21 protein-coding genes are annotated in these 23,845 nt (G+C 41.9%); 14 read left to right on the top strand and 7 right to left on the bottom strand.

The window, feature by feature from the left end; all coding sequences use genetic code 11:
- The first annotated feature begins 960 nt into the window (after positions 1 to 960).
- The 8 genes from ACGE0T_RS20085 to ACGE0T_RS20050 all read left to right on the top strand — a co-directional run bounded on the left by ACGE0T_RS20085 (position 961) and on the right by ACGE0T_RS20050 (position 7,833).
- Positions 961 to 1,665 (top strand): ATP-binding cassette domain-containing protein, encoded by a 705-nt coding sequence (locus tag ACGE0T_RS20085; RefSeq protein ID WP_459188344.1) that lies wholly within the window; start codon positions 961 to 963, stop codon positions 1,663 to 1,665.
- 800 nt (positions 1,666 to 2,465) lie between these two features.
- The gene (locus ACGE0T_RS20080; protein WP_459188343.1) at positions 2,466 to 3,269 is read left to right on the top strand and encodes a peptidase associated/transthyretin-like domain-containing protein; all 804 of its coding nucleotides are present in this window, start codon (positions 2,466 to 2,468) and stop codon (positions 3,267 to 3,269) included.
- A 54-nt stretch (positions 3,270 to 3,323) separates the two neighbouring features.
- Positions 3,324 to 3,665 (top strand): hypothetical protein, encoded by a 342-nt coding sequence (locus ACGE0T_RS20075; protein WP_459188342.1) that lies wholly within the window; start codon positions 3,324 to 3,326, stop codon positions 3,663 to 3,665.
- Positions 3,644 to 3,883, top strand: coding sequence for an ATP-binding cassette domain-containing protein (locus tag ACGE0T_RS20070; protein ID WP_459188341.1), 240 nt, complete (start codon positions 3,644 to 3,646; stop codon positions 3,881 to 3,883). The genes ACGE0T_RS20075 and ACGE0T_RS20070 overlap by 22 nt, the downstream gene beginning before the upstream one ends.
- Positions 3,884 to 4,035: 152 nt before the next feature.
- The gene (locus ACGE0T_RS20065) at positions 4,036 to 4,275 is read left to right on the top strand and encodes a hypothetical protein (RefSeq protein ID WP_459188340.1); all 240 of its coding nucleotides are present in this window, start codon (positions 4,036 to 4,038) and stop codon (positions 4,273 to 4,275) included.
- Positions 4,276 to 4,563: 288 nt separating this feature from the next.
- On the top strand, positions 4,564 to 5,448 hold the full coding sequence (locus ACGE0T_RS20060) for an exodeoxyribonuclease X C-terminal domain-containing protein (RefSeq protein WP_459188339.1): 885 nt from the start codon (positions 4,564 to 4,566) through the stop codon (positions 5,446 to 5,448).
- A 43-nt stretch (positions 5,449 to 5,491) separates the two neighbouring features.
- Positions 5,492 to 6,598 (top strand): 4-phosphoerythronate dehydrogenase PdxB, encoded by a 1,107-nt coding sequence (gene pdxB / locus ACGE0T_RS20055; RefSeq protein WP_459188338.1) that lies wholly within the window; start codon positions 5,492 to 5,494, stop codon positions 6,596 to 6,598.
- A 35-nt stretch (positions 6,599 to 6,633) separates the two neighbouring features.
- Positions 6,634 to 7,833: an MFS transporter gene (locus tag ACGE0T_RS20050; RefSeq protein ID WP_459188337.1), complete on the top strand. Its 1,200-nt coding sequence runs from the start codon at positions 6,634 to 6,636 to the stop codon at positions 7,831 to 7,833.
- Here ACGE0T_RS20050 and purN read toward each other — a convergent pair.
- Positions 7,825 to 8,388: a phosphoribosylglycinamide formyltransferase gene (purN, locus tag ACGE0T_RS20045; protein WP_459188336.1), complete on the bottom strand. Its 564-nt coding sequence runs from the start codon at positions 8,386 to 8,388 to the stop codon at positions 7,825 to 7,827. The genes ACGE0T_RS20050 and purN overlap by 9 nt on opposite strands.
- Positions 8,389 to 8,542: 154 nt before the next feature.
- Here purN and ACGE0T_RS20040 point away from each other — a divergent pair, with 154 nt between their 5' ends.
- From ACGE0T_RS20040 to rnc, 3 genes are read left to right on the top strand one after another with little or no spacing between them, the layout of a single operon-like run.
- Positions 8,543 to 8,779, top strand: coding sequence for an acyl carrier protein (locus tag ACGE0T_RS20040; protein WP_122274597.1), 237 nt, complete (start codon positions 8,543 to 8,545; stop codon positions 8,777 to 8,779).
- Between the two features lie 21 nt (positions 8,780 to 8,800).
- A complete protein-coding gene (fabF, locus tag ACGE0T_RS20035) occupies positions 8,801 to 10,057 on the top strand; it encodes a beta-ketoacyl-ACP synthase II (RefSeq protein WP_459188335.1) in 1,257 nt (418 codons plus the stop codon).
- Position 10,058: 1 nt separating this feature from the next.
- Positions 10,059 to 10,919, top strand: a complete 861-nt coding sequence (rnc, locus tag ACGE0T_RS20030) for a ribonuclease III (RefSeq protein WP_459188334.1) — start codon at positions 10,059 to 10,061, stop codon at positions 10,917 to 10,919.
- Between the two features lie 3 nt (positions 10,920 to 10,922).
- On the opposite strand, the gene ACGE0T_RS20025 is transcribed toward rnc, so the two are convergent.
- The gene (locus ACGE0T_RS20025; RefSeq protein WP_459188333.1) at positions 10,923 to 11,936 is read right to left on the bottom strand and encodes an ATP-dependent 6-phosphofructokinase; all 1,014 of its coding nucleotides are present in this window, start codon (positions 11,934 to 11,936) and stop codon (positions 10,923 to 10,925) included.
- An 81-nt stretch (positions 11,937 to 12,017) separates the two neighbouring features.
- Between ACGE0T_RS20025 and ACGE0T_RS20020 the strand changes: the two genes are divergently transcribed.
- Complete coding sequence (locus tag ACGE0T_RS20020; protein WP_459190525.1) at positions 12,018 to 13,529, top strand: GH3 auxin-responsive promoter family protein; 1,512 nt, start codon at positions 12,018 to 12,020, stop codon at positions 13,527 to 13,529.
- Between the two features lie 13 nt (positions 13,530 to 13,542).
- Here ACGE0T_RS20020 and ACGE0T_RS20015 read toward each other — a convergent pair whose 3' ends face one another.
- On the bottom strand, positions 13,543 to 15,351 hold the full coding sequence (locus tag ACGE0T_RS20015; RefSeq protein ID WP_459188332.1) for a right-handed parallel beta-helix repeat-containing protein: 1,809 nt from the start codon (positions 15,349 to 15,351) through the stop codon (positions 13,543 to 13,545).
- Positions 15,352 to 15,773: 422 nt separating this feature from the next.
- On the opposite strand from ACGE0T_RS20015, the gene cysS reads away from it, so the two are divergent.
- Positions 15,774 to 17,252, top strand: a complete 1,479-nt coding sequence (gene cysS, locus ACGE0T_RS20010) for a cysteine--tRNA ligase (RefSeq protein ID WP_459188331.1) — start codon at positions 15,774 to 15,776, stop codon at positions 17,250 to 17,252.
- Between the two features lie 101 nt (positions 17,253 to 17,353).
- Positions 17,354 to 17,761 carry a PaaI family thioesterase gene (locus tag ACGE0T_RS20005; protein ID WP_459188330.1) on the top strand — a complete coding sequence of 136 codons (408 nt, stop codon included), beginning with the start codon at positions 17,354 to 17,356 and terminating at the stop codon, positions 17,759 to 17,761.
- A gap of 154 nt (positions 17,762 to 17,915) precedes the next feature.
- Here ACGE0T_RS20005 and ACGE0T_RS20000 read toward each other — a convergent pair whose 3' ends face one another.
- The 4 genes from ACGE0T_RS20000 to ACGE0T_RS19985 all read right to left on the bottom strand — a co-directional run bounded on the left by ACGE0T_RS20000 (position 17,916) and on the right by ACGE0T_RS19985 (position 23,764).
- A complete protein-coding gene (locus ACGE0T_RS20000) occupies positions 17,916 to 20,339 on the bottom strand; it encodes an ABC transporter permease (RefSeq protein WP_459188329.1) in 2,424 nt (807 codons plus the stop codon).
- Between the two features lie 14 nt (positions 20,340 to 20,353).
- Complete coding sequence (locus tag ACGE0T_RS19995; protein ID WP_459188328.1) at positions 20,354 to 20,989, bottom strand: ABC transporter ATP-binding protein; 636 nt, start codon at positions 20,987 to 20,989, stop codon at positions 20,354 to 20,356.
- 130 nt (positions 20,990 to 21,119) lie between these two features.
- A complete protein-coding gene (locus ACGE0T_RS19990) occupies positions 21,120 to 22,367 on the bottom strand; it encodes an efflux RND transporter periplasmic adaptor subunit (protein WP_459190524.1) in 1,248 nt (415 codons plus the stop codon).
- Between the two features lie 44 nt (positions 22,368 to 22,411).
- Positions 22,412 to 23,764, bottom strand: a complete 1,353-nt coding sequence (locus ACGE0T_RS19985) for a TolC family protein (protein ID WP_459188327.1) — start codon at positions 23,762 to 23,764, stop codon at positions 22,412 to 22,414.
- Positions 23,765 to 23,845 lie beyond the last annotated feature (81 nt).

Below are 23,845 nucleotides of genomic sequence, written 5' to 3'. Positions count from 1 at the left end.
TAGATTATATAATGAAAAATCTACAAATCTATATCAAACTAAAAATATTATCTTACTATAGATTATATAATGAATTTCCTTTATTCATCCGATTTCTATTTTTAGGTATTCTACTCCTATGCGGATATATACTTGCTACATCTGATTTAGTATTATCCCTCACACATTATCTGTATTGCTTAGTAGCATTCTTAGTCGTAGGAAACTGGTTCTGCAAATTAAATGCAAAAGAAAAAATACTCATAAAAATTTTAAACATACCGATCAGACCTTTATTTTTCATCCGGTGTTTTTTAGTTAGTATCCCTTTCATCATTTTAAATATCACAATTGGAATCTCTGTACTTCTTACAGGAAGCATCTCCCTCTATTTCTTTAATCAGATTAAATATGAACGTAAATTCATCATACTCACCCCCTATTCCCTCTCCGCCTATCAATGGATTTCAACTTGGAGAGCTGAAGGTTTATGGCTTTACCTTGCCGGACTTTTATTCACATTAGCCGGCTTATATAGCCAGAATGAAAATTTAATTTGCTTTTCACTGATTTGGATTACCTGCCTGCCTTGTTTCCTTGCTTATAACACATATACTGATTCAAGATATTTTCTGATAATCTATAAAAACATATCATTCATACTTATCAGAAAAACGACTGAATTAATATACAATATACTAATCTCTCTAATAATCCCTGTGACTCTAATTTTAATATTCAAATTTTTCAGCTTACTTATTCTTTATTGCATAATTGGAGTTACTGTAAGTTCTCTATTCCTGTTATATAGTTATTACTGTTGCTACCCAAACAGATTACAAGCAATTGTTATTTTTGGTATGGCTTTGATCGTATCAGGAGTTATCATTTCGGAAATACCATTAGCAGGAATAATCTGTAGTCTCTTTTTACTAAGTATTTTATATTTTATAGCATACCTGAATTTAAAATCTATCGTATATGCCGAACCTACATCTACAAATTGAGCAACAGAAATACAATAACAATATAGTTCTTGAAAATATACATCAAACCTATTCTTTAGGCATGATACACGGCGTCTTGGGAGAAAATGGAGCTGGAAAGACAACTTTATTCCATTGTATGGCAAACCTGATACCATTTAATGGAAAGCAAATGATACCCGACAGCTATACATTCGGATATCTTCCGGCAGAACTTTATATGTATCCGATGATTACAGGAGAAGAATTTCTAAATTTTTATGTAACAGCTAAGAAGGTTCCTCTCAACAAAGAAGAAAAAATACGGTTAAATCAACTTTTCAACCTACCTTTAGATAGATATGCAACCACTTATTCAACCGGAATGCTAAAAAAGTTATACTTATTAGGTATCCTTTTACAACATAACGACCTCTTAATTTTAGATGAACCTTTCAATGGGCTGGATTTCAAATCATCCACATTCATTACAGCATTGCTGTTAAGCCTTAAAGAACAAGGGCATACCATATTCGTCGCATCTCATAATATAGAACATCTTTTTTCTTACTCAGACACGCTTTCACTACTTAAAGATAAGAATATTGAGTTCTATCCTAATAAAGAAGATTTCAAACAAATTGAATATTCTATAAAAAAGGAAGCTATGTCTAAAGTCCAAAAATTAAAAGACATATACTATCAGGAGTATTTTTTATAATGTTACTCAGATTGATATTAGATTTCAACACTAAACCCATATTTTTATTATTTTATCCCAGTGTAATGCTATTTCCATATAACAAAAGAAGCTTTAAGTATGAATTATTTACAGGATTTACAATGTGATAATATTATTCATATTTGGGTTATTACAGTTTCACGGATATACTACTATCTCTACAGGAAGACTCCATTGCTTTCGGCTATTTAACTCTAACACAGTTCATGTCTAGTAAAACTTTTATCAACAACATGACACAAAGTAACTAACTTGTTCCAAGAGCAATGCCAATTATAGCATAAAACATGCTTAACATTAATTTAACCACATAATAACGTTAAAATAATATACAAATTCTTATATTAGTGCGATTCATACAAGTAAACCTTCAAAATTACATTTTTATGAAAAATAATGATTTAAACAGAAAACCTGGTATTGCAAACAAAAAATTCGGTTTTACCCAATGGTGTTTAACTTTCTTCTTAGTAATCACCTTAGTAAACGAATACAACAATCATGATTATAGCTTGATAAGCCAGATACTTTTTCCTATATTAATGTTTTTTCTCCTATTGGGGATTAGTAAAAATAATTATACAAGATTTGTATTATCCATACTATTCAGTCTCATGTCTTTCTGTTTTTTTGGAGAAAAAACTATTGTATCTTTTATTATTTCATTCGTTAGTGGATTAGGAACTTTCCTGATTTATTTACTTGTATCCAAAAGAGTACAAATCAAGGATTCCAATTCATAAATGAAATTAATCTTACCATCATAGAAAACACTGGCAATGAGATACATATTCCCGATCATTGTTTTTCTTATATTGGCAGTTCATTGTAATTGCCAAACTTTTTACGTAAAAGGATATACAAAAAATGTACAAGAGGTTGCAATTCCATACACAAGTATTGGGATAGAGAATAACAATGTAGGTTGTATCTCTGACAAGGAAGGATATTTCCAACTACATATTCCAGACTCATTAAAAAACACTCAACTAACATTTACCCATCTCTCCTATAAAAAATGCCTCAAGGAAATCCATGAACTTATTACAGGAAAAGATAACCTTATAATTTTAGAAGATAGTATAATAGACATCCCTGAAATACAAATCATTCCAAAAAAAGGAAAATGGTTAAAAAATAAAGGAATCCGCATACCCAAAGGCAGTATTCAAATAGATAGTTTAGGTGAAGAAATGGGTATCTTATTCAATATGAAAGAAGCCCTCTTAGAAGAAATCCAAATACCCCTATTGAAATGCACTCATGACAGTGTAAAAATTAGAATCAATATGTATCAGATAGATGATAAACTAAATGCTACCCCTATCTTTATTCTCCCAATACATAAGACCATTACTAAGAACACAAATAAAGCAATTACAACGATCTATCCGGAAAACATAACTTATATACCGACAGGAAAAATAGGCATCACTATAGAAATGATAGAAATCTATGGAACAGGGGAACTATTATTCCCCTTATATTCAGCACATAGTCTGTATAAAAAAATAGTACTGAATAGATTTGAGAAAATTCCTTTTTGCATGGGACTAAAAATCTATTCAAGAAATATCGAATAAATCACACTAAAAACCAAAAAACAACCTATCTTCAATCTATCTTAATTGTAAAAGATGACAAGTAAATATATAAAAGCCATACAGTTGCACCTTTGTTTTTTCAAAAGTACGATACTTCTTACTTTGATTATTCAGATAGCCGGTAGCTTGTTACTGCATTTCCTGCAACAGATTGACCCGGAAACCTATCACCCTTCAAATTATATAGTATGTTTTCCCTTTGGGCTTTTCTTCGATCTGGCATATAAAGAATTGAGTTATAAAGAAGTTTATTACTTTTACTATAACCAGGGAATACGAAAAACGACACTTTGGCTCTCTTCTTTTTGCTGTTGGGAGATTCTTATTTTATCCATATTCTTAATCATCCGCTTATGTGCAAATGCCTTGAAGTAGACAGTATTGTAAAGTCTTTTGGCAACATCGACTTACTAACAGATATCTATCTATGTTGTAAGCCAGGAGAACGAATCGCTATATTCGGCAGGAATGGTTGCGGAAAATCCACATTGCTAAAAATCATTTTTGGGACAATGACTAGTGAAAAAAGTTTTATTCGTATCAATGACAAAGTTCAAACACACAAAGCATTCCTGTCCGGTCAGATCGCTTAGATGAATCTTATTATTAGACCAAGGTTACCTGAAAGAAATAAAAGATTCAACCGAACTTAAACCGTTCGGGTACAGCTCAAATTATTAAGCTAATGGTATCTTTGTAAAAAATACCTATATTTATCTCATCACAAACAAAAACCTAAGTTATCATGAAAAAGACTGAAATGAATACTTCCGAAGAAAAAGAAGAGCGGACAAAAAAGACCAAGGCAAAGGCAAAGAAAGCCGCAATACTCCTGCCCATACTGGCAATTTTCATGGTAGCATCTATTCCTTCCGGGGAGTTTCTGTCACCTTCCTATATGATAAAGAATATCATAATCGGGATGCTTCTTCTTCTCAGCATCTTCTGTCTTTGGTATAGTGCTAAGAAAGAGAAAGAATCATAGCCTGCTTTTTAAATTTCGACGGCATCTTTCCCGGATTTTAATCTTATGAAATTTACTTTTGATTACTATAGAAAACAAATAACACATCTATCAAAAGAAAAAATAACATATTAAAAAAATACTTTCAACAATCGTCAAAAGAATTTTTCTTCGGGTTGTTTTTGGGAAAAGATCGGGTCGATTTTTTAATTCAACGGCATAAATAAGCCAAAAGTAAAGGAACATCTTTCGCCGGATTTTGAAAAGTCCTTCTTTTTTTCTATATTTGACAAAAAGGGAGGAAAGAATATGGCAAATCCAAGATTACCTCACTTATCGGAAGTGGAACAGAATCTTCTGTATGAGAAGTTGAATGCTTATAATAAAAACCGGATCTCTTATAAAGAAGCCGGATGTTACCTAATCGTCTTACCCAGAGACGGAAATTCCTATTGTAGCCTTTGGTTTTTCACCCCTTTACTGGAACGGCGGCCTATCCTGTTTATTGAAGACATTCATCCGGACATCATTACCTCCATCCGGATTGTAACTACACAACTTTGGTATGTAAACCGCTGTGTGCTAATTACCGAATATAATGAGAAAAGAATGGCGCATAATGGGGAAGACCTGATTTCTTTTGGTAAGTATCAGGGGCATTTCCTTTATGAGGTACTGAGGATAGACCCCGGATATATCAATTGGATAGCCTTCAACTTTACGGCAAGGATACCCAAACAGGAACGTTTTGTAAAAATGGCACAAGCCTACAATACAATCCATTCAGACCGTTTGCTTAGCAAGAGAAAGCAAGCACGCCCGGTCAGCCGCTACTTAGGGAAGAAGGGGGAGAAATTAGACAATATCACCCTTAAAGTAATTAAAGTACGGTTGGAAGATGACCCCTATAAAACCCGGTTAGTAGGGACTACCCCGCAATTTTATGTTCGCCAACGGGTTACGGCTGTCGATTTAAGTGGAAACCTGGTTCAAATTACTTTTTCATCTACCTTGCCCAGTTCTACTTCCGGACAATTGCCGGCATTAGTACATGCTTATCAACCAGGAGAGATTCTTTATATTGCATCCGCACGAGTTACCGGCTCTTATGAAAGTTACGGAGCACAATATACACGATTGGGCTATATAAAATTCAAGAATGATAAAGGAAGCATAAAAAGTACGGCAACCTGATCAATATCCACTATCTTTGTCATCCTAAAACACATGTTGCAGTATGAAAATAGTCGCCGACAATACAGTACCCTATCTGAAAGGGATTGCAGAACCGATAGCCGATGTCAGGTATTTCACATCAAAAGAGTTTACTCCGCAAAATATAAAAGATGCAGATGCACTTATCGTCAGAAGTATTGATAAATGTACGCGCGAATTATTGGAAGGAAGCAGTGTCCGGCTAATAACAACTGCAACGATCGGTTTCGACCATATCGATATTGAATATTGTGACCAGGCAGGCATTACGTGGAAAAATGCACCGGGATGCAATGCCGTTTCAGTAGCACAATACGTATTGGCATCTTTGGTTACTTTATCTCTTCGCAGGAACGAACCACTACAAGGTAAGACAATTGGAATCGTCGGGGTCGGACATGTTGGAAAAGAAGTTGAAAAACTCTGTACAGCATACGGCCTGCGTGTATTAAGAAATGACCCGCCACGTGAGGAACAAGAAGGGGAAAAGGGATTTGTATCTCTGGATACGATAGCCAGGGAAGCAGATATCGTAACTTTTCACACGCCTTTGACAAAAGAAGGGCGTTTTGCCACCTATCATCTGGCAGGAGAAGACTTTTTCAACAAACTCGAAAAACAACCCTGTTTCATCAATGCGTCCCGTGGAGCCGTGCACGACACTGCCGCCCTGCTTAAAGCAAAAAAAGAAGGGAAAATCAGCGAACTGATTATCGATTGCTGGGAAAACGAGCCTGCTATCAGCCGCGAGCTGCTGGATAATACAGCAATCGCAACTCCGCATATAGCAGGATTTTCAGCAGATGGCAAAGCGAATGGAACCCGTACCTGTTTACAAAACATCGAAACATTTTTCGGGATAAAAATAGAGAAAATAGGAGAGGTTATTCCGCCGGCACCGGAAAATCCGGTTATAAACCTTAATACCTTCACAGACCACAGGATAGAACAGGCAATATTAACAAGTTTCAACCCTTTGATTATAGATAAATCTTTACGGGAAGAAACGGACAAATTCGAGTGGTTCCGAACTTACTACCATCATCCGAGGGAGTTTCAGGCGTATACCATTAAAAACGCAACGCCTGAAGAAATCAACTTATTGCAAAATTTAGGATTCTCTTTATAAAACCAGACAATTTTATTACAAACGATTTACCGGCAATGACTAAAGACAAACTTGTATCACCCAGTTTCTGTTATATACTGGCAGCAAACTTTTTGTTGTTTTTTGCATTCTATCTGATTTTGCCAATCCTGCCTTTTTACCTGAAAGAACAGTTTATGGCAGATAAATCCATGATTGGATTCATATTGTCATGTTATACACTTGCCTGTCTTTGTATCCGCCCGTTCTCGGGTTACCTGCTGGATACTTTTTCACGCCGGCCGTTATACCTTCTGGCCTATGCAGTCTTCATGGTTATATTCGCAGGATATATAGTGGCCAGCCTGCTGAGTATCTTCATTATATTACGCATTCTTCACGGGTTCGCCTTCGGAATGGTTACGGTGTCCGGCAATACGATTGTGATAGATATATTGCCATCTTCCAGACGTGGGGAAGGAATCGGATATTATGGGTTAGCGAACAACCTCGCGATGAGTTTCGGACCGATGACCGGGTTATTTATGCATGCCAGTTTCTCATACGAAACAATATTTTCCTGCTCTCTTATCTCCTGTTTTCTTGGCCTTATGATGGCTTATCTGGTAAAAACACCCTATAAACAACCCATAAAAAAAGAGCCTGTTTCATTGGACCGATTCTTTTTGGTAAAAGGGACCTGGGCAGGTATTTCGCTCCTTATGCTTTCCATTCCATACGGAATGACAACCACCTATGTAGCCATGTATGCGGAAGAAATAGGCATATCCGTTAATTCCGGGTTATATTTTACGTTTATGGCCATCGGGCTCGCTGTTTCCCGTTTGTTTTCGGGACGGCAAGTGGATAAGGGACGGATTACACTAGTTATCTCGTTAGGAATGTACCTGGCCTGTATCAGTTTTTTCGCTCTGGCTTCATTGGAAAGATTAATGCGCTGGGACAGTACGTTTACCTCTTATTTATATATAGGTATAGCACTCTCGCAAGGCGTTGCCTTCGGAACCATGTTTCCGGCATTCAATACATTATTTGTCAACCTGGCTTCTAATAACCAACGTGGAACGGCAACCTCCACTTACCTTACCAGTTGGGACGTCGGCATCGGAATCGGCTTGATGATGGGCGGAAGCATCGCACAGGAATTTGGGGGATTCAACCATGCCTACTTATTCGGAGCCTGCCTGACAGTCATATCTACCTTGTTCTTTTTAATAAAAGCAGGCCCGCATTTCAACCGGAACAAATTACGCTAAAACCTCCTCTATCACATGAGGATAATGAGCATATTCGAGGGCATGAACTTTGGTTGCCACTCCTTCCGGCGTATCGGTGGGTAATACAGGGCATGTTGCCTGAAAAATGACAGCCCCTTCATCATAATTCTCATTAATATAATGAATGGTTATTCCGGACTCTTTCTCTCCGGCTGCCACCACTGCTTCGTGTACATGCATTCCATACATGCCTTTTCCACCGTGTTTAGGCAATAATGCGGGGTGGATATTGATAATTTTATTGGGATAAGCTTTTAATAAAGTATCGGATATTTTATTCATAAAACCTGCTAATACAATCAGATCCGTATCATATTCCGCAAGTTTTGCAAGCACAGCCGTTCCTTCTATAAATTCTTCACGCGTAAAAGAAACTGAAGGAATATTTAATTTTTCCATCCGGGCATGCACTCCGGCATTCTTATTATTTGATAAAACTACAGCCACTTTAATAGTTTCACTATTAGAAAAATATCTGGCTATATTTTCGGCATTTGTACCCGATCCGGAAGCAAAAATCGCTATGTTTTTCATATTTTTGATTGTTTTAATGCACAAGAAAAGAAAAAATGTGCAGTTTTCCGCATTTTTAGCTCATTAAATTTGTTTTGTAACATAAAAAATTCTTTTCTTTGCACTGCAAATTTAAAAAGTATATTCGTATTTATTAATCTAAATTGAAAAAGTTATGTCTGAAGTAGCTGAAAGAGTAAAGGATATCATCGTTGACAAACTGAGTGTTGAAAAAACAGAAGTTACTAACGAAGCAAGCTTTACTAACGACTTAGGAGCTGACTCTCTTGACACAGTTGAATTGATTATGGAATTCGAAAAAGAATTCGGTATCTCTATTCCTGACGATCAGGCAGAAAAGATTACAACTGTAGGTGACGCTATCGCTTATATCGAAGCTAACGCTAAGTAATCAACCCCTTTATTCAAAGGTATGGAATTAAAAAGAGTTGTAGTAACAGGTCTGGGAGCCATTACACCTCTTGGTAACACCCTCGCAGAAACTTGGGAGGGTCTTATCAATGGGAAAAGTGGAGCTGGACCTATTACTCATTTTGATGCATCAAAATTCAAGACACAGTTTGCCTGCGAAGTAAAAAACTTTGATCCTTCACAACATTTTGACCGCAAGGAAGCACGCAAATACGATATTTATACCCAATATGCATTGGTTGCCGCTAAAGAAGCTGTAGCCGACTCGGCTCTCGACATCGAGAAAGAGAATTTGGATCGTATCGGTGTTATTTTTGCTGCGGGCATTGGAGGTATTAAAACTTTCGAAGACGAGTTAAGAGGATACGACGAAGAGCGTGGCCCACGCTTCAATCCGTTCTTTATCCCGAAGATGATTGCCGACATTGCTGCCGGACACATCTCGATGATGTACGGATTCAGAGGACCGAATTTTGCTACGGTATCGGCGTGTGCTTCTTCTACCAATGCGATATCCGATGCTTTCAACTATATCCGTTTAGGAAAAGCAAATGCGATTGTAACAGGCGGAGCCGAAGCAGCCATCACAGTAGGTGGTGTTGGCGGTTTCAATGCGATGAACGCTCTTTCTACCCGGAATGATTCGCCGGAAACAGCTTCTCGCCCATTCAGCGCAAGCCGGGACGGATTTGTTATGGGAGAAGGTTCAGCTTGTCTTGTTTTGGAAGAAATGGAACATGCTTTGGCACGCGGTGCTAAAATATATTGCGAAGTAATCGGTACGGGAATGTCGGCTGATGCTTATCATCTTACTGCTACCCATCCGGAAGGCCTCGGTGCTAAACTGGTGATGAGAAATGCTTTGGAAGATGCAGGTATCCAACCGGAAGAAGTAGATTATATCAATGTACACGGTACATCTACTCCTGTAGGCGATCCATCGGAAATCAAAGCAATCATGGATGTATTCGGCGATCATGCATTCGACCTGAATATCAGTTCAACCAAATCAATGAGCGGTCACCTGCTGGGTGCTGCCGGAGCTTTGGAAGCTGCAGCCTGTATCATGGCTATTCAGACCGGAATCGTGCCTCCTACGATTAATCACGCAGAAGGAGACGAAGACCCTGAATTTGATCCTCGTCTGAATCTTACATTTAATAAAGCACAGAAGAGAGATATTAACATTGCATTGTCCAACACCTTCGGTTTCGGAGGACACAATGCGAGTGTGATTGTAAAAAAATTCGTGAAATAAAGTGCTTACACGATTATACAAAAGTATAAGGCTCCTGAAAAATAAAAATAAGGAGCCTTATATTTCTTTATATAAGATATTACGTTTTTACCCTGACAACATCCACTTATATGAACAGGCATTCCTTCACAAATCATCCTCAGTGGAGAGCGGTGACGGAAAATGGCTGAACAATGAGCGTCTGGAGTTCTTGGGCGATGCTGTATTGGATGCAATCGTAGCCGATATTGTATATAAACATTTCCAAAACAAACGGGAAGGATTCCTTACCAATACCCGTTCCAAAATCGTACAACGTGAAACATTAAACCGTATAGCGGTGGAACTGGGATTAGACAAAATGGTTGTCTATTCCGCAAAACTGAATACCCACAACAACCACATGTACGGAAATGCCCTGGAGGCTTTAATCGGAGCCATTTATCTGGATCAGGGATACCGGCAATGTTACCAGTTCATACAGGATGTCCTTATCAAAAAATACATCAACCTGGATACGATTGCCCGCAAAGAAGTAAACTTCAAATCCAGCCTGATAGAATGGAGCCAGAAAAACAAGCTGGAAATCACATTCGACCTTATCGAATCATTTGTAGATAACGACGGTAATCCTGTATTCCAGACAGGCGTAACCCTCTCCGACATGCAAATAGGCGTAGGCATCGGATATTCCAAGAAAGAATCGCAACAATGCGCTGCTAAAATGGCAATCAAGAAATTGCGTACGGACCGGGAATTCCAACAATACATCTCGGAATTGAAGAAAAAGCAGACAGGCGAAAATACAGCCGACCACGAATTTGAAGAACTGCCGGAAGAAGCAGAAACAAACGGTCAGCCGGCTACAGAAACAGAAGGTTGATTCTTAAATCCCGAACGAAATACCCATTCGTTTTCCCTGTAAAATCAAATCATGTTCCGGAGTAACTAATTTCAGTTTTCCGGCAACTTCGGATAAGGCTATGGAGTCCACTTTGTCTCCATTCATACAGACCATACGCCCAAATTCCCCCTTGGCAATCAGTTCCGTAGCATGTCCGCCCAAGCGGGTTGCCAGATTACGGTCGAAAGGAGAAGGGTTTCCACCACGCTGGATATAGCCTAATACCGTATCGCGGCATTCTATACCGGTTGTCTCTTCTATCACCCGGGTAATATAGTCCGACGGGCGTTTTTTATCCGGAGTTTTAATTCCTTCCGCCACCACTACAATGGAATAGGGTTTACCCCGGCGGGCGCGTTCCAGAATCGATTCGTTTATCTTATCCATGTCGTAGCCCAGTTCGGGAAGCAGTATAACATCAGCCCCACCGGCCATACCGGCATACAAGGCAATCCAGCCGGCATGGTGCCCCATCACTTCGACCACCATGACACGCTTATGGGAACTGGCGGTAGAATGCAAGCGGTCGATTGCATCGGTTGCAATATTTACAGCCGTATTGAAGCCGAAAGTGATATCCGTTCCCCATACATCATTATCAATCGTTTTAGGTACCCCTACCACATTCAATCCCAGAGCAGAAAGCATACCAGCCGTCTTCTGGGTACCGTTTCCACCTATACAAACCAGACAGTCTAATCCTAAATCTTTATAATTCTGCATTATAATCTGCGGTTTCTCACTCTCGCCGGAAGCAAGTAGTTTACGGAAAGGCTTTTCGCGCGAAGTCCCAAGAATAGTTCCCCCCAAATTCAGGATACCGGAAAGGCTTCGTTCATCAAACTCTTGAATATCTTTGTTCAGAAGCCCCACAAAACCACTGTGGATGCCAACCACTTCCATACCATAATGCATAATTGCAGTTTTACCCACGCCACGAATTGTCGCATTGATACCGGGACAATCGCCGCCTGAAGAGAGGATACCTATTTTCATCGTTTTGTTAATTATGTATATGGCAAAGATATAAATAAAAAGAGAATGCCTACATTTGCACCTGATTCAATTAAATGGAGCATGGATATTTTAACAAAAGCCATATCATTATTTTTCCGCCCCAGGCAAAAGGAAATCCAACGGTTTGCGCAGGATACGGACAGTATCCAGCGAAAGCAATTGCAATCCCTTCTTTCAACTGCACAAAACACGGAATGGGGAAAAAAATACGATTTTAAAAGTATCCGCGGATATGAAGAATTCCGTGAGCGGGTGCCTCTGCAAATCTACGATGATATGAAGCCATACGTTACCCGCATGATAAACGGAGAAAGGAATGTCCTCTGGCCTTCGGTGGTAAAGTGGTACGCTAAAAGTAGCGGGACCACGAACGATAAGAGCAAATTTATTCCCGTCACCCCTGAAAACCTGAAACATTGCCACTACCAGGGCGGCTTCGACACAGTAGCCCTTTACCTTCGCAACAATCCGGAAAGCCACTTCTTCGCCCGGAAAGGGTTAATACTCGGTGGCAGCCACAGCCCCTCTCCCCTGAATCAGAACTCACATTGCGGCGACCTCTCGGCGGTTTTGTTACAGAACCTCAACCCGCTGGTTAATCTGGTTCGCGTTCCCAGCAAACGCATCATCCTGATGGACGAGTGGGAAAGCAAAATAAAAGCAATTGTAGAAAGCACTTACAAAGTAGATGTAAACAGCCTTTCCGGTGTCCCTTCGTGGATGCTGGTGCTTATCAAAGCCATACTGAAAAAGACCGGACGCGAATATCTGACGGATGTATGGCCCAACCTGGAAGTTTTTTTCCACGGTGGTATCAGTTTCGAGCCGTATCGTGAGCAATATAAGTCATTAATACCCTCCTCCAAAATGCATTATATGGAAACATACAATGCTTCAGAAGGTTTTTTCGGCATACAGGACGATCCATCGGACCACAGCTTGCTGTTGATGCAGGATTACGGAGTCTTCTACGAATTTATCCCGATGAATGAAGTTGGGAGAAAAAATCCGACCGTTCTTCCGCTTGAAGCTGTAACAACCGGTAAAAACTACGCTATGGTAATTACCACTTCCGGCGGATTATGGCGTTATCAGATTGGAGATACCGTACGTTTCACCTCCCTTTTCCCGCATAAATTCGTTATCTCAGGACGGACAAAACACTTTATCAATGCCTTTGGGGAAGAACTGATGGTAGACAATGCAGACAAAGCAATCAGCAAAATCAGCGCCGTCACCGGAGCCAAGGTAAAAGAATATACGGCAGCCCCTTTCTTCATGCTCGACAAAGCCAAAGGAAGGCACCAATGGTTCATCGAATTTGAAAAGATGCCGCCGTCTGTAGAGAACTTTGCCGCACTGTTGGATAAGACCCTACAGGAACTTAATTCCGACTATGAAGCGAAACGCTACAAGGAGATTTCACTTCAACCGTTGGAAATCATTACCGGCAAAGAAGGCGTGTTCTATAAATGGCTGAAAAATAAAGGAAAATTAGGCGGGCAGCATAAAATCCCCCGCCTGACCAACGACCGTACAATGATTGAAGAGCTGCTGGCTCTCAACAGCTGACCGGCATACTGTCTCAGTTTTCCATCCGTATATCTTTAGCAGGGTCGAATCCTCCGTCAAACCGGTTATTTTCAATATCCACATGAATCACCCGCTGGAAGAAGAAACGATGCTTGTTCCAGTGGAATGCCGGATAATCATGGTTTTGGCGCACAATATTATTACGGAATACCAGCCCATCCACCGATTTGGCATATACAATTGGCACATCAAAAGTATCGAACTCGTTATCTTCAATCACGATTCCGCTGTGGAAGTATTTCTGCTGCGACTTTAAGTCGGGAATTTCAGGATAAATGGAAATAATGGCATTTGTAAACTGGAACATATTCGTCAGCGAATTGATAAACCTATTCTTACGGATTACCACATTATGACAAGCTCCTGTCTCGAACCAGCCGTTACAATCGCCACACAACAGGATAGCCGTACCGGATGTATGATAGAATATGTTATTCTCCACGATTGTTTGTTTCGGTGTACTGAATAGCGACCCACGTGCCCGGTTGTTGCGGATTACATTGTCGGCAAAATAAACTTCCGGAGTCCATGTCAGGTTCTCGATACCGAATGAGCCGGTTTCAGCGATAGCCGGTTCAAGTGCCTGTTCAAAAGAAATCCGGAACTGCTTAGCCCCCTTATTATCCGGTTTGTCTACCGCTTGGATAGCAGTAATCCGGTTCGGTTGCCCGATAATCTCCATCGTCTTAGCGTCGATAAACTGAACGGTATCTCCCACAAAGCCCCAGTCGAAACCGTACGCCTGCGGATGCATATATTCACCTACCAATGTTTTGTCGTCCTCCCGCTTCTGTACTTTCAGATAGGTTCCATGTACGTTGATGGCATCATCCATCATACCTTCATACATTCCGCCTACAGACACGATTTTTCCCTTGCAGCCGGAGAAATGAGTGGCATCCGCCTGCGTTGTAAAATAACGGGGATCATCCTTTCCACGAAGGCAAACCGAGAAGCCGTCCAATGTTATATTCTCGCTCATCTGCGCCAGCAAGCCCATACCTTCAGCATAGTGCACCTGTATATTTTCCAGTTTCGTGTTTGTATCGTTGGAAAGGAATACACCGGGAGTGGGACGTCCATAACCACGCATCACAACCACTGTCCCCGGTATTAATTTCTTGTTCACCCACGGAGCTTTTATCTTGCGGGGAGCTATCTCCGTAACTTTCCGGGTTCCCACGGCAATATCGCTGGTTGTGTAGACAAGGCGTTTTGTATCGCCTTCGAAGGCAATCCCCCAAGCAGGAGTATGCTCCCAGCCTTCGCCTTTTGCAACAAAAGCACTGTCCCTGATTTCATATTCCACCCAGGGAGCTACCTCATAGGTAATCATGCCTGCCACGGTATCGTTTTCCAATATTTTCACCTGGCTGATATGCGGGTTCTCAAAATCAATGTTGAAATTTTTCAACGTACAGTTTTCCGAATGAATCAATGAAACAGGAAGCATCCTCCCGTGGAAAACCAGTTCGGAACCTTGCCCGTCGAACACGATATGCTTCATATTTTCAAAAGCAAGTCCCACGGATTTGGGATTATCCTGGTCATGGTTGGATATGAAATATTCCCGTTCCGTAGCCCCTTCCGAATAAAAATCATAACGTCCCTCCTGCAACACTATCACAATGGAATCCGTATTTCCTGCTGAGGCAATCTCCTGAAGAGCCTTTGCAAATAAAGGGGAAGCGTTTTCATTCGTATCCGGCTTCAAACCATAATCCGCCAGATTATACGACTGTTTCACACAAGATGGGAATAAGACGGTTAACACACAAAAAATGAATAGATTTAATTTCATACGTATACGTTTAATTGATTGATACAAATCGGATTGCAAAATAACAAAACAAAACTAATACTTACACCCGATAAGGTATAAATAATAATTGGGTAATTGATTTTACACCCTAAAGGGTATAAAACTATTGATAAAATCATACATTATATATAATTTGTCGATTCGTATGTATATTAAATCAGGCCAGGCTGTTTTCCCCATATTTTCAAGTTATTTGGCGGGAGCCATGTCAGAGCCTAATCTGAAGGTGTGTCAGTGCCTAATCTGAAGCCGTGTCAGACGAGGCTCTGAAGGCACGTCAGATTAGGCACCGACACACCTCCCGCAAATAGTTATAGATGAAACTTACATTAATACCTCCCCCTCCCGTTGGCAAAGGCTAAGATTATTCCTATATTTGTCCCTCTTAAAATTAGATAGATATGGAACATCCATTAAGTATTTACAACACACTCACAAGAAAAAAGGAACAGTTCATCCCGCTGCACGAACCGCATGTGGGTATGTATGTATGTGGTCCTACCGTTTATGGCGACGCTCATTTGGGACATGCGCGTCCGGCAATCACATTCGACCTGCTGTTCCGTTATCTCACGCATATAGGATATAAAGTACGCTATGTACGCAACATAACCGATGTTGGACACCTGGAACACGATGCCGATGCCGGCGAAGACAAAATCGCAAAAAAAGCACGTCTGGAACAGTTGGAACCGATGGAAGTGGTACAATATTACCTGAACCGTTACCATCATGCGATGGAAGCACTGAACGTACTTCCTCCCAGCATCGAACCGCACGCTTCCGGTCATATCATCGAACAAATCGAACTGGTAAAAAAAATACTGGACAACGGCTACGCTTACGAAAGCGAAGGCTCCGTATATTTCGATGTAGAGAAATACAACAAAGATCATAATTACGGGGTACTTTCAGGACGTAATATCGACGATATGCTGAATACGACCCGTAGTCTGGACGGACAGGATGAAAAGCGCAACCCGATAGATTTCGCTCTTTGGAAATGCGCACAACCGGAACATATCATGCGCTGGCCTTCACCCTGGAGCGACGGTTTCCCCGGCTGGCATTGCGAATGTACGGCTATGGGCAAGAAATACCTGGGTGAACATTTCGATATACACGGCGGCGGCATGGACCTGATTTTCCCGCACCATGAATGCGAGATTGCACAGGCAGTGGCTTCACAGGGCGACGATATGGTTCATTACTGGATGCACAACAATATGATTACCATTAACGGGCAAAAGATGGGTAAATCTTTGGGGAATTTCATCACACTCGAAGAGTTCTTCTCCGGCAGCAACAAACTGTTGCATCAGGCATATTCGCCGATGACCATCCGTTTCTTTATTCTTCAGGCGCATTACCGCAGTACGGTCGATTTCAGTAATGAGGCATTGCAGGCCGCAGAAAAAGGACTGGAACGTTTATTGGATGCTTATTCCCATCTGATGAAGCTGAAAGCATCCGATGCTTCGACAGTCGAGGTTAAAGACCTGCGCCGCAAATGCTACGATGCCATGAACGACGACCTGAATTCGCCGATTGTTATTGCCCATCTGTTTGATGCGGCACGTGCAATCAATACGGTAAAGGACGGAAAAGGCACTCTCTCTGCCGAAGACCTGAAAGAACTGCAAGAGGTATTCCATACATTCATCTTCGATATCCTCGGAATGAAAGACGAAGCAGCATCCGCAGGTGGAAACAATTACGAAACCTTCGGTAAAGCGATGGATTTATTGTTGACTATCCGCCAGCAGGCAAAAGCTAACAAGGACTGGGCTACCTCCGATAAAATCCGCAACGAACTGACAGCTCTCGGTTTCGAAATCAAGGATACGAAGGATGGGGCCGAATGGAAATTAAGTAAATAAGTTCATATCCCAAAAAGCAAACCATAGTTATCATTTTCCGAAATCATAAGTATGAATTGGGAAAATCATAACTATGGTTTATTTTATAACAAATAACCACGATGACTATTCATGAATTTCTTCAAGGCGACAAATTCGCGTTATTGGCAGGCGTAGAATTGCTGGAAACCGGCAACGGGTATGCAAAAGCCCGTATGGAAATCAAACCAGAGCACCTGAACGGGGGCGGTGTTTGCCAGGGCGGTGCAATCTTCACATTGGCAGACCTTGCTTTTGCTGCTGCAACCAACAGCCACGCACGGCTGACTTTATCCATCACTTCCAACATCAATTTCTTTAAAGCAGAGAGCAAAGGCTACCTGTATGCCGAAGCCCGCGAAGCTTTCAGCCATAAACGCCTTGCCAACTGTGAAGTACAAATAACAAACGAAGCAGGGGAACTTATCGCGACATTCAACGGAACAGGCTACCGAAAAGATACCGAATTACCATTTGCTCCTATAGAATAAGAGAGTACGGCGAAAGTATATAACGGCTTACATTATGACAAAATTTTAGGCACGGATTCCACGGAATTCACGGTCTCAGTTTACAAGAACCGTGAAATCCGTGGAATCCGTGCCTAAAAGAAAGTATCAAAATCGTTTTGACATATCTCCTTAATTATTCGTACCGTAGCGACCGTGCCGGTTTACTGAAAATAGTCTTGGCGGTTTGCCAAGCGATAGTCAGTAAAGAAATCACACACAATAAAACTACCGGAACAACAAAGAACCATATTTTCCAGTCGGTACGGAAAGAATAGTAACTGAGCCATCCGTTCATAATCCACCACGAAAGGGGCAGGGCGATTACAATGGCGATGCCTATCAATACAAAAAATTCGCGCCCCAATTCACAGAACAATTGCATTTTGGAGGCTCCTAATACCTTACGGATACCCATCTCACGAATGCGGGTAGAACAGGAGAACATCACAAGCACCCAAAGCCCCATACAGGAAATAAAAATAGCAAGGGCGGCGAACAGGGCGACAATCAAACCGAAAACTTCATCCTGCCGGTATTGTTGGTCGAAAAACTGGTCGAGAAAGAAATAATCGTAGCTGGAATCCGGGAAATAACGGTTCCAGACCGTCTCCACCTGTTTCGTTAATTCGCGCGGATTAGCATCCTCCATCACCACGGAGATATAACGTTGTTTCATCCAGCTTAGCTTATCATGCAAAGCAAACAGAATGGGGGTATAATCTTTATTCAGGGATTGCTGATGATAGTTTTTCACAACCCCGATAATCTGCATAGGCTGGTCTACCGTTTCCACAGACAACCGTTCACCCAATGCCTTCTCCGGCGATTCGAAACCCAATGTACGGACTGCCGCCTCATTTAAAACAATATTATAAACATCCCCACCGAAATCTTCCGAGAAGCCACGGCCTGCCACAAACTTCAAATCATACGCATCCAGGAAATAAGGATCACAATTAAGCATTTCCAGCAGACGGGTTTGCTTGGTCACATCATTCTCGCGGACAATCGAAAGGAAATCCGTCACTTCCGTACCCGGAACTGCTCCGGAAACCGTTACAGCTTTTACTGAAGGCAACAAAGCGATTTCCTTCTTCATCGCTTCCAATTTGGTTTCCAGCCCTTCACATTTCGCCGGAAATTTCAATACCAACGTCTGGTCTGTCCGCACCCCAAGAGAAGCGTTCCGCATATACTGCAATTGGGCATATACAATCAAGGTACCGCAAAGTAATGTCAACGAGGCCGTATATTGCAATACCACCAATACCTTGCGGGTAATCGTTGCACCCCGGGTATGTGTAAACTTCCCCTTCAGCATCTTTAGCGGACGGATGCCGGACAAAACCATCGCCGGATAAAAGCCGGAAAGGAATACGCCAATGGCAAACACAAGCAGCAACAGCCAGCCCAATGGAGTCGTTATCCAGACAGAGAAACTCAAATCGCGTCCCGTCAGGTTATTGAAAGCGGGCATTAAAGCCTCCATAATGCCGAGGGCGAGGATAAAAGCTATCCCATTCGTCACCAGCGCTTCAAACAAGAATTGGGAAACAATCTGCCTGCGGCTGGCTCCGGATGCACGGCGTATGCCGATTTCCCTGGCACGCTCCATCGACCGGGCCACCGTCATATTGATATAATTAATCCAAGCTATGCACAAAATAGCAAGAGCCGTACAAATCAATACCAATAAGGAGGAACTGTTTCCTTTTATCTCCGGCTCATAAGACTTTTGCCGGTTTAAATGAATATCCCGCAGGTTGACAAGTTGTACCGCCCAAGTCTTATTTTTTAAAGCCTCATCCGTTTTATACTTCTCCGCCATTTCAGGAAAAGCATCTTCCACCTGTTTCTTCAGATTTGCAGATTTCAGCAGGACATACGAATAAACTTCATGACGATACCAGTATTCGTCCATCCATTTAGGTAACGTCTTATAAGAAATCAACATACTGTAACGGGTATGCGAATTGACTGGCATGTCTTCCATAATACCGCTTACCTCGCAAGCCTCCTCCCCTATATTACTACGGAATATCAGGATTTTACCCATCGGATTCTCTCCCTTAAAATATTTCCGGGCAATGCGTTCGGTAATCACGACTTTATTCGGCCCTTCCAGACAGGTATTCTTATCCCCTTTCAATAATTTGAAATCAAAGAAGTTAAAAAAGTTCGCTTCCGCATATCCGATGCCGGTCTCGCGGTAAAGCAACTCGTTGTATTTGACTATCTGTTCCGGATAATACTGACTGCCTACACGGGTGACATCTTCTATACCGGCCATATTCCGCTTCATAGCCGGAACATACCCCGCCGAACTGCTCGCCCAATCGTCCGTCAGTTCCCCATTCTCATAAAAACGGGCTTCCACACGGAAAATACGGTCTTGATTGCGGTGCATATTGTCGTAGCTATATTCAAAAGCCACATAGGTAAGTATCAGCAAAGCGGCTGCCATACCAATAGCCAACCCGGTTATATTGATAGCACTAAAGCCCTTTTTCTTCGTAAGGCTGCGCCAGGCACTATTCCAATAATTTGATATAATCATAACGTCATATTTTATTATATATGCTTAGTCGTATCTACCGTTTGCCCATCCGATACAATCTGCCCGTCCAGCAAATGAATAACCCGGTGAGCGTAAGAGGCATCCCGTTCGGAATGTGTAACAATGACAATCGTAGTCCCTTGCTTGTTCAGTTCCCGTAATAGCTCCATTACCTCGACTCCGTTTGTCGAATCCAGGTTTCCGGTAGGTTCATCCGCAAGTATCAACGGACAATCTGTTACCACTGCACGGGCTATCGCCACACGTTGCTGTTGTCCACCGGATAATTGTTGTGGGAAATGCCCGGCACGATGGGCGATATTCATCCGCTCCAAGACCTCCATTACCTTCTTCTTTCTTTCCGATGCCTTACTATTCAGATAGACTAACGGAAGCTCCACATTTTCATACACCGTCAGCTCATCTATCAAGTTGAAGCTCTGAAACACAAAGCCGATATTCCCTTTACGGAAAGAAGTAAGCTGGCTTTCGCTCATCTTGTTTATCTCTTTCTCTCCAAAAAAGTATTTTCCGGATGTAGGGGAATCGAGTGTTCCCAGGATATTCAGTAAAGTAGACTTCCCACAACCCGAAGGTCCCATAATAGCGACAAACTCACCTTGCCCGATTTCGAGGTTCACTTCATTCAATGCTTTTGTCTACACATCTTCCGTTGTGAAGACCATAGAGAGATTCTCTGTTTTAATCATACTATACTTATATTGAATTTAAAACTACTTATTATTCATTTATCCTTTACTATTTGATGGGAATAATGCATCATTTGATAATTAACCGTTCATTCTCACCAAACAAGTCGTATCCGGAAATAATCACCTTTTCTCCCGGTTGTACGCCTTCCACCACCTCATAATACTGAGGATTCTGCCGCCCCAGACGAACAGGACGGCGGCGGGCAGTTTTTTCTTCTTCATTCACCACATAAACATATTCGCCACCGCTCGCCTGATAAAAACTTCCGCGTGGAATAATCACCGCTTGCACGGGAGCGCCCAATTGCAGGTTCAGGTGGTAGGTCTGTCCGGCACGAATATTCTCCGGCCTGCCGGAAACAAAATGCAAGTCGGTACGGAACTGTCCTTCCCGTACTTCGGGATAGACTTTCGTGACTTCCATATCATAACTTTTCCCCTCACGTTCGAAGCTGGCGGGAAGACCGGGCATGACACGTTCCACGTAATGTTCGTCAATCTTTGCTTCCACTTTCAGTTCGGGAGTGATTACCTGACCGATACGTTCTCCCTGGGCGATGGACTGCCCGATTTGGGCTTCAAGATTCCCTAACTGCCCGGCAACAGGCGCTTTTACTTTTAAGTTCTCCAGACGTTCGCGTACCAGAATAAGGCTCTTCTTCATGTTACGGATATTCTCATCCAGACTCTGGAGCTGGCTGGTACGGAAAAGATCGTCCTGCTTGATGCGCTCGTCCACAACGGCAAGCTGGCCATGGGCCGCTTCATAATCTTCCTGTGCCTGTAGATAGTCTTCACGAGCCAAAAGGTTCTTCTTATACAGACGCTCATATTGCTTGAATCGGCGTTCTTTCTGTATCAGTTCCTTGCTCAGGGCGATACGGTCTTGCTTCAACCGGAGATGTTCCTGTTCCATGCTGATACGGGTATTACGAAGCTCGTTCTCCTGATAAGCAAGGTCGGCTTCGCTCTGCAAGATACCGATATTCAAAAGCGGGTTGCTGAGGCGAAGAATAACATCACCGGCTTTCACTTGTGCCCCTTCCTCAATCAGGCGCTCTTCCACACGACCACCCTCGACGGCATCGAGGTAGATGATGCGGTCGGGAAGTACCTGGCCGATCACACGGATATAGTCGTTGAACTCTCCCTTCTGCACGGTAGCAATCGTTATACGCTCCTTCTCCACTTTCATGGAAGAAGAGGTATCCCGAAAGATAAACCATAAAAGACAGAGGATCACAAAAATGCCTCCTCCCAGGGTATATATATGTTTTTTCTTAAAGCGGGACTTCCGTTCGATACGGGTGTCCATATTGTTGTTTATCATATGGATATATTGTTTTATTTTTCTGGTTGTTACAAGAATGTACCTGTCTGGTAGAACCGTACGGTCCGCTGTTTCAAATCATACTGTAACCGGGTACGTATCAATTCTGCTTTTGCACTGATATACAGATTACGTTTCTCCATCAGTTCAAATACGGAGATCATTCCTTCTTCCCATTTTTCTTCATTCTCTTTCAGCGTTATCGTTGCAGCACGCAATTGTTCCAGAGCTTGCCGGTTTTCATCCGCTGCTGCCTGAAGGGATATATATGCCTCATCTATTTCCTTATACAACGCCAAACGTTGTTGTTCGTTCTCATTCCGTACCTGCCGGAGACGAAAGCGTTCTTTCCGCACCTGTGTCCAACGAGAGAAACCGCTAAACAGGGGAAATGACACACTTAACCCGATATATTTTTTCAGGTTATTTTCCATTTGCCTGTTAAAAGGAAGAATCCCTCCGTTATCGTCCTTCATTGTCCCGTAGTAGCCGGAGTTAAGGCTAAATTCTGCACGGACAGAAGGGGAAAAAGTACCGGATGCAATTGCCAAAGATTTACGGGATGCCTTTTCTTTTAATTCCATTGCCTGAAATTCCGGCAAGACAGATTCGGAAATGGCATAAAGTTCATTGGATGAAAGCGGCAATATCGGATTTTGTTCCGGTTGCTCTTCATTAGTAATAACCAACGTATCATCTGCTGTCATATTCAACAATTCTTTCAGGGCCAATAGAGACAGCCGGGTACTGTTTGCTTTTACTGTTTCCTGGTATATATCGGATTGCAGGCGGGCATTCACTTCCTGCAAATCAGAAGGAGAACGCATGCCCAAATCCACAAACTCAAGCATTTGTTCCTTATACCGCTCGCTCAGCTTGCGCTGTTCGATGGCCAACTCATATATTTTCTCCTGAAAACTTAGGGTATAAAAAGCATCCATCACCTCAAAAGCCACCCGGTTCTCTTCCACTTTCTCCGATAAGCCATAGATTTGCTTATTCAATTTCCGGAACTGTAACCGGTTCACACGGGTAAATCCATAAAATACAGGCAAGGAGATATTCAGCCCGAGTGTACTTTCCAAAAAGGCTGATGAGGTATATAAATTGGTTTCCGGGTCTATCGAACGCCCCATCCGGCGTCCCAAAGCACCGACTGCTTCTACTGAGGGTAAGAAGTCACCCACCGCAGCAGTAAAATCCTCCCGGGCAATACGAGTATCCAGCCGGCTGTTCTTAAGACGCAGGTTCTGCTCCACGGCATAGTGCATACAATCTTCTACCGTCCATGGTTCCTGTCCTTTGGCTTCACCCATATAAAAAAGGAAAATAAGCAAAAGCAGTTTTCTAAAAGGCTGTTGTGTTATTTGTTTTAGTTCCATTATGCAAACAGTAAGGCAAACGGCGTGCCACATTTTTAACAGACTGATTATCAGCATAGGCATTTCGCTTTTCAATTTTCA

It is taken from the genome of Parabacteroides sp. APC149_11_2_Y6, from assembly GCF_054506995.1.
This window is presented reverse-complemented; position numbering and strand designations above follow the sequence as displayed.

Coding starts and splice junctions, on each gene's coding strand:
- ACGE0T_RS20085 (WP_459188344.1), top strand. CDS start 961: ATGCCGAACCTACATCTACAAATTGAGCAACAGAAATACAATAACAAT.
- ACGE0T_RS20080 (WP_459188343.1), top strand. CDS start 2,466: ATGAGATACATATTCCCGATCATTGTTTTTCTTATATTGGCAGTTCAT.
- ACGE0T_RS20075 (WP_459188342.1), top strand. CDS start 3,324: ATGACAAGTAAATATATAAAAGCCATACAGTTGCACCTTTGTTTTTTC.
- ACGE0T_RS20070 (WP_459188341.1), top strand. CDS start 3,644: ATGTGCAAATGCCTTGAAGTAGACAGTATTGTAAAGTCTTTTGGCAAC.
- ACGE0T_RS20065 (WP_459188340.1), top strand. CDS start 4,036: ATGAAAAAGACTGAAATGAATACTTCCGAAGAAAAAGAAGAGCGGACA.
- ACGE0T_RS20060 (WP_459188339.1), top strand. CDS start 4,564: ATGGCAAATCCAAGATTACCTCACTTATCGGAAGTGGAACAGAATCTT.
- pdxB (WP_459188338.1), top strand. CDS start 5,492: ATGAAAATAGTCGCCGACAATACAGTACCCTATCTGAAAGGGATTGCA.
- ACGE0T_RS20050 (WP_459188337.1), top strand. CDS start 6,634: ATGACTAAAGACAAACTTGTATCACCCAGTTTCTGTTATATACTGGCA.
- purN (WP_459188336.1), bottom strand. CDS start 8,388: ATGAAAAACATAGCGATTTTTGCTTCCGGATCGGGTACAAATGCCGAA.
- ACGE0T_RS20040 (WP_122274597.1), top strand. CDS start 8,543: ATGTCTGAAGTAGCTGAAAGAGTAAAGGATATCATCGTTGACAAACTG.
- fabF (WP_459188335.1), top strand. CDS start 8,801: ATGGAATTAAAAAGAGTTGTAGTAACAGGTCTGGGAGCCATTACACCT.
- ACGE0T_RS20025 (WP_459188333.1), bottom strand. CDS start 11,936: ATGAAAATAGGTATCCTCTCTTCAGGCGGCGATTGTCCCGGTATCAAT.
- ACGE0T_RS20020 (WP_459190525.1), top strand. CDS start 12,018: ATGGATATTTTAACAAAAGCCATATCATTATTTTTCCGCCCCAGGCAA.
- ACGE0T_RS20015 (WP_459188332.1), bottom strand. CDS start 15,351: ATGAAATTAAATCTATTCATTTTTTGTGTGTTAACCGTCTTATTCCCA.
- cysS (WP_459188331.1), top strand. CDS start 15,774: ATGGAACATCCATTAAGTATTTACAACACACTCACAAGAAAAAAGGAA.
- ACGE0T_RS20005 (WP_459188330.1), top strand. CDS start 17,354: ATGACTATTCATGAATTTCTTCAAGGCGACAAATTCGCGTTATTGGCA.
- ACGE0T_RS20000 (WP_459188329.1), bottom strand. CDS start 20,339: ATGATTATATCAAATTATTGGAATAGTGCCTGGCGCAGCCTTACGAAG.
- ACGE0T_RS19990 (WP_459190524.1), bottom strand. CDS start 22,367: ATGGACACCCGTATCGAACGGAAGTCCCGCTTTAAGAAAAAACATATA.
- ACGE0T_RS19985 (WP_459188327.1), bottom strand. CDS start 23,764: ATGGAACTAAAACAAATAACACAACAGCCTTTTAGAAAACTGCTTTTG.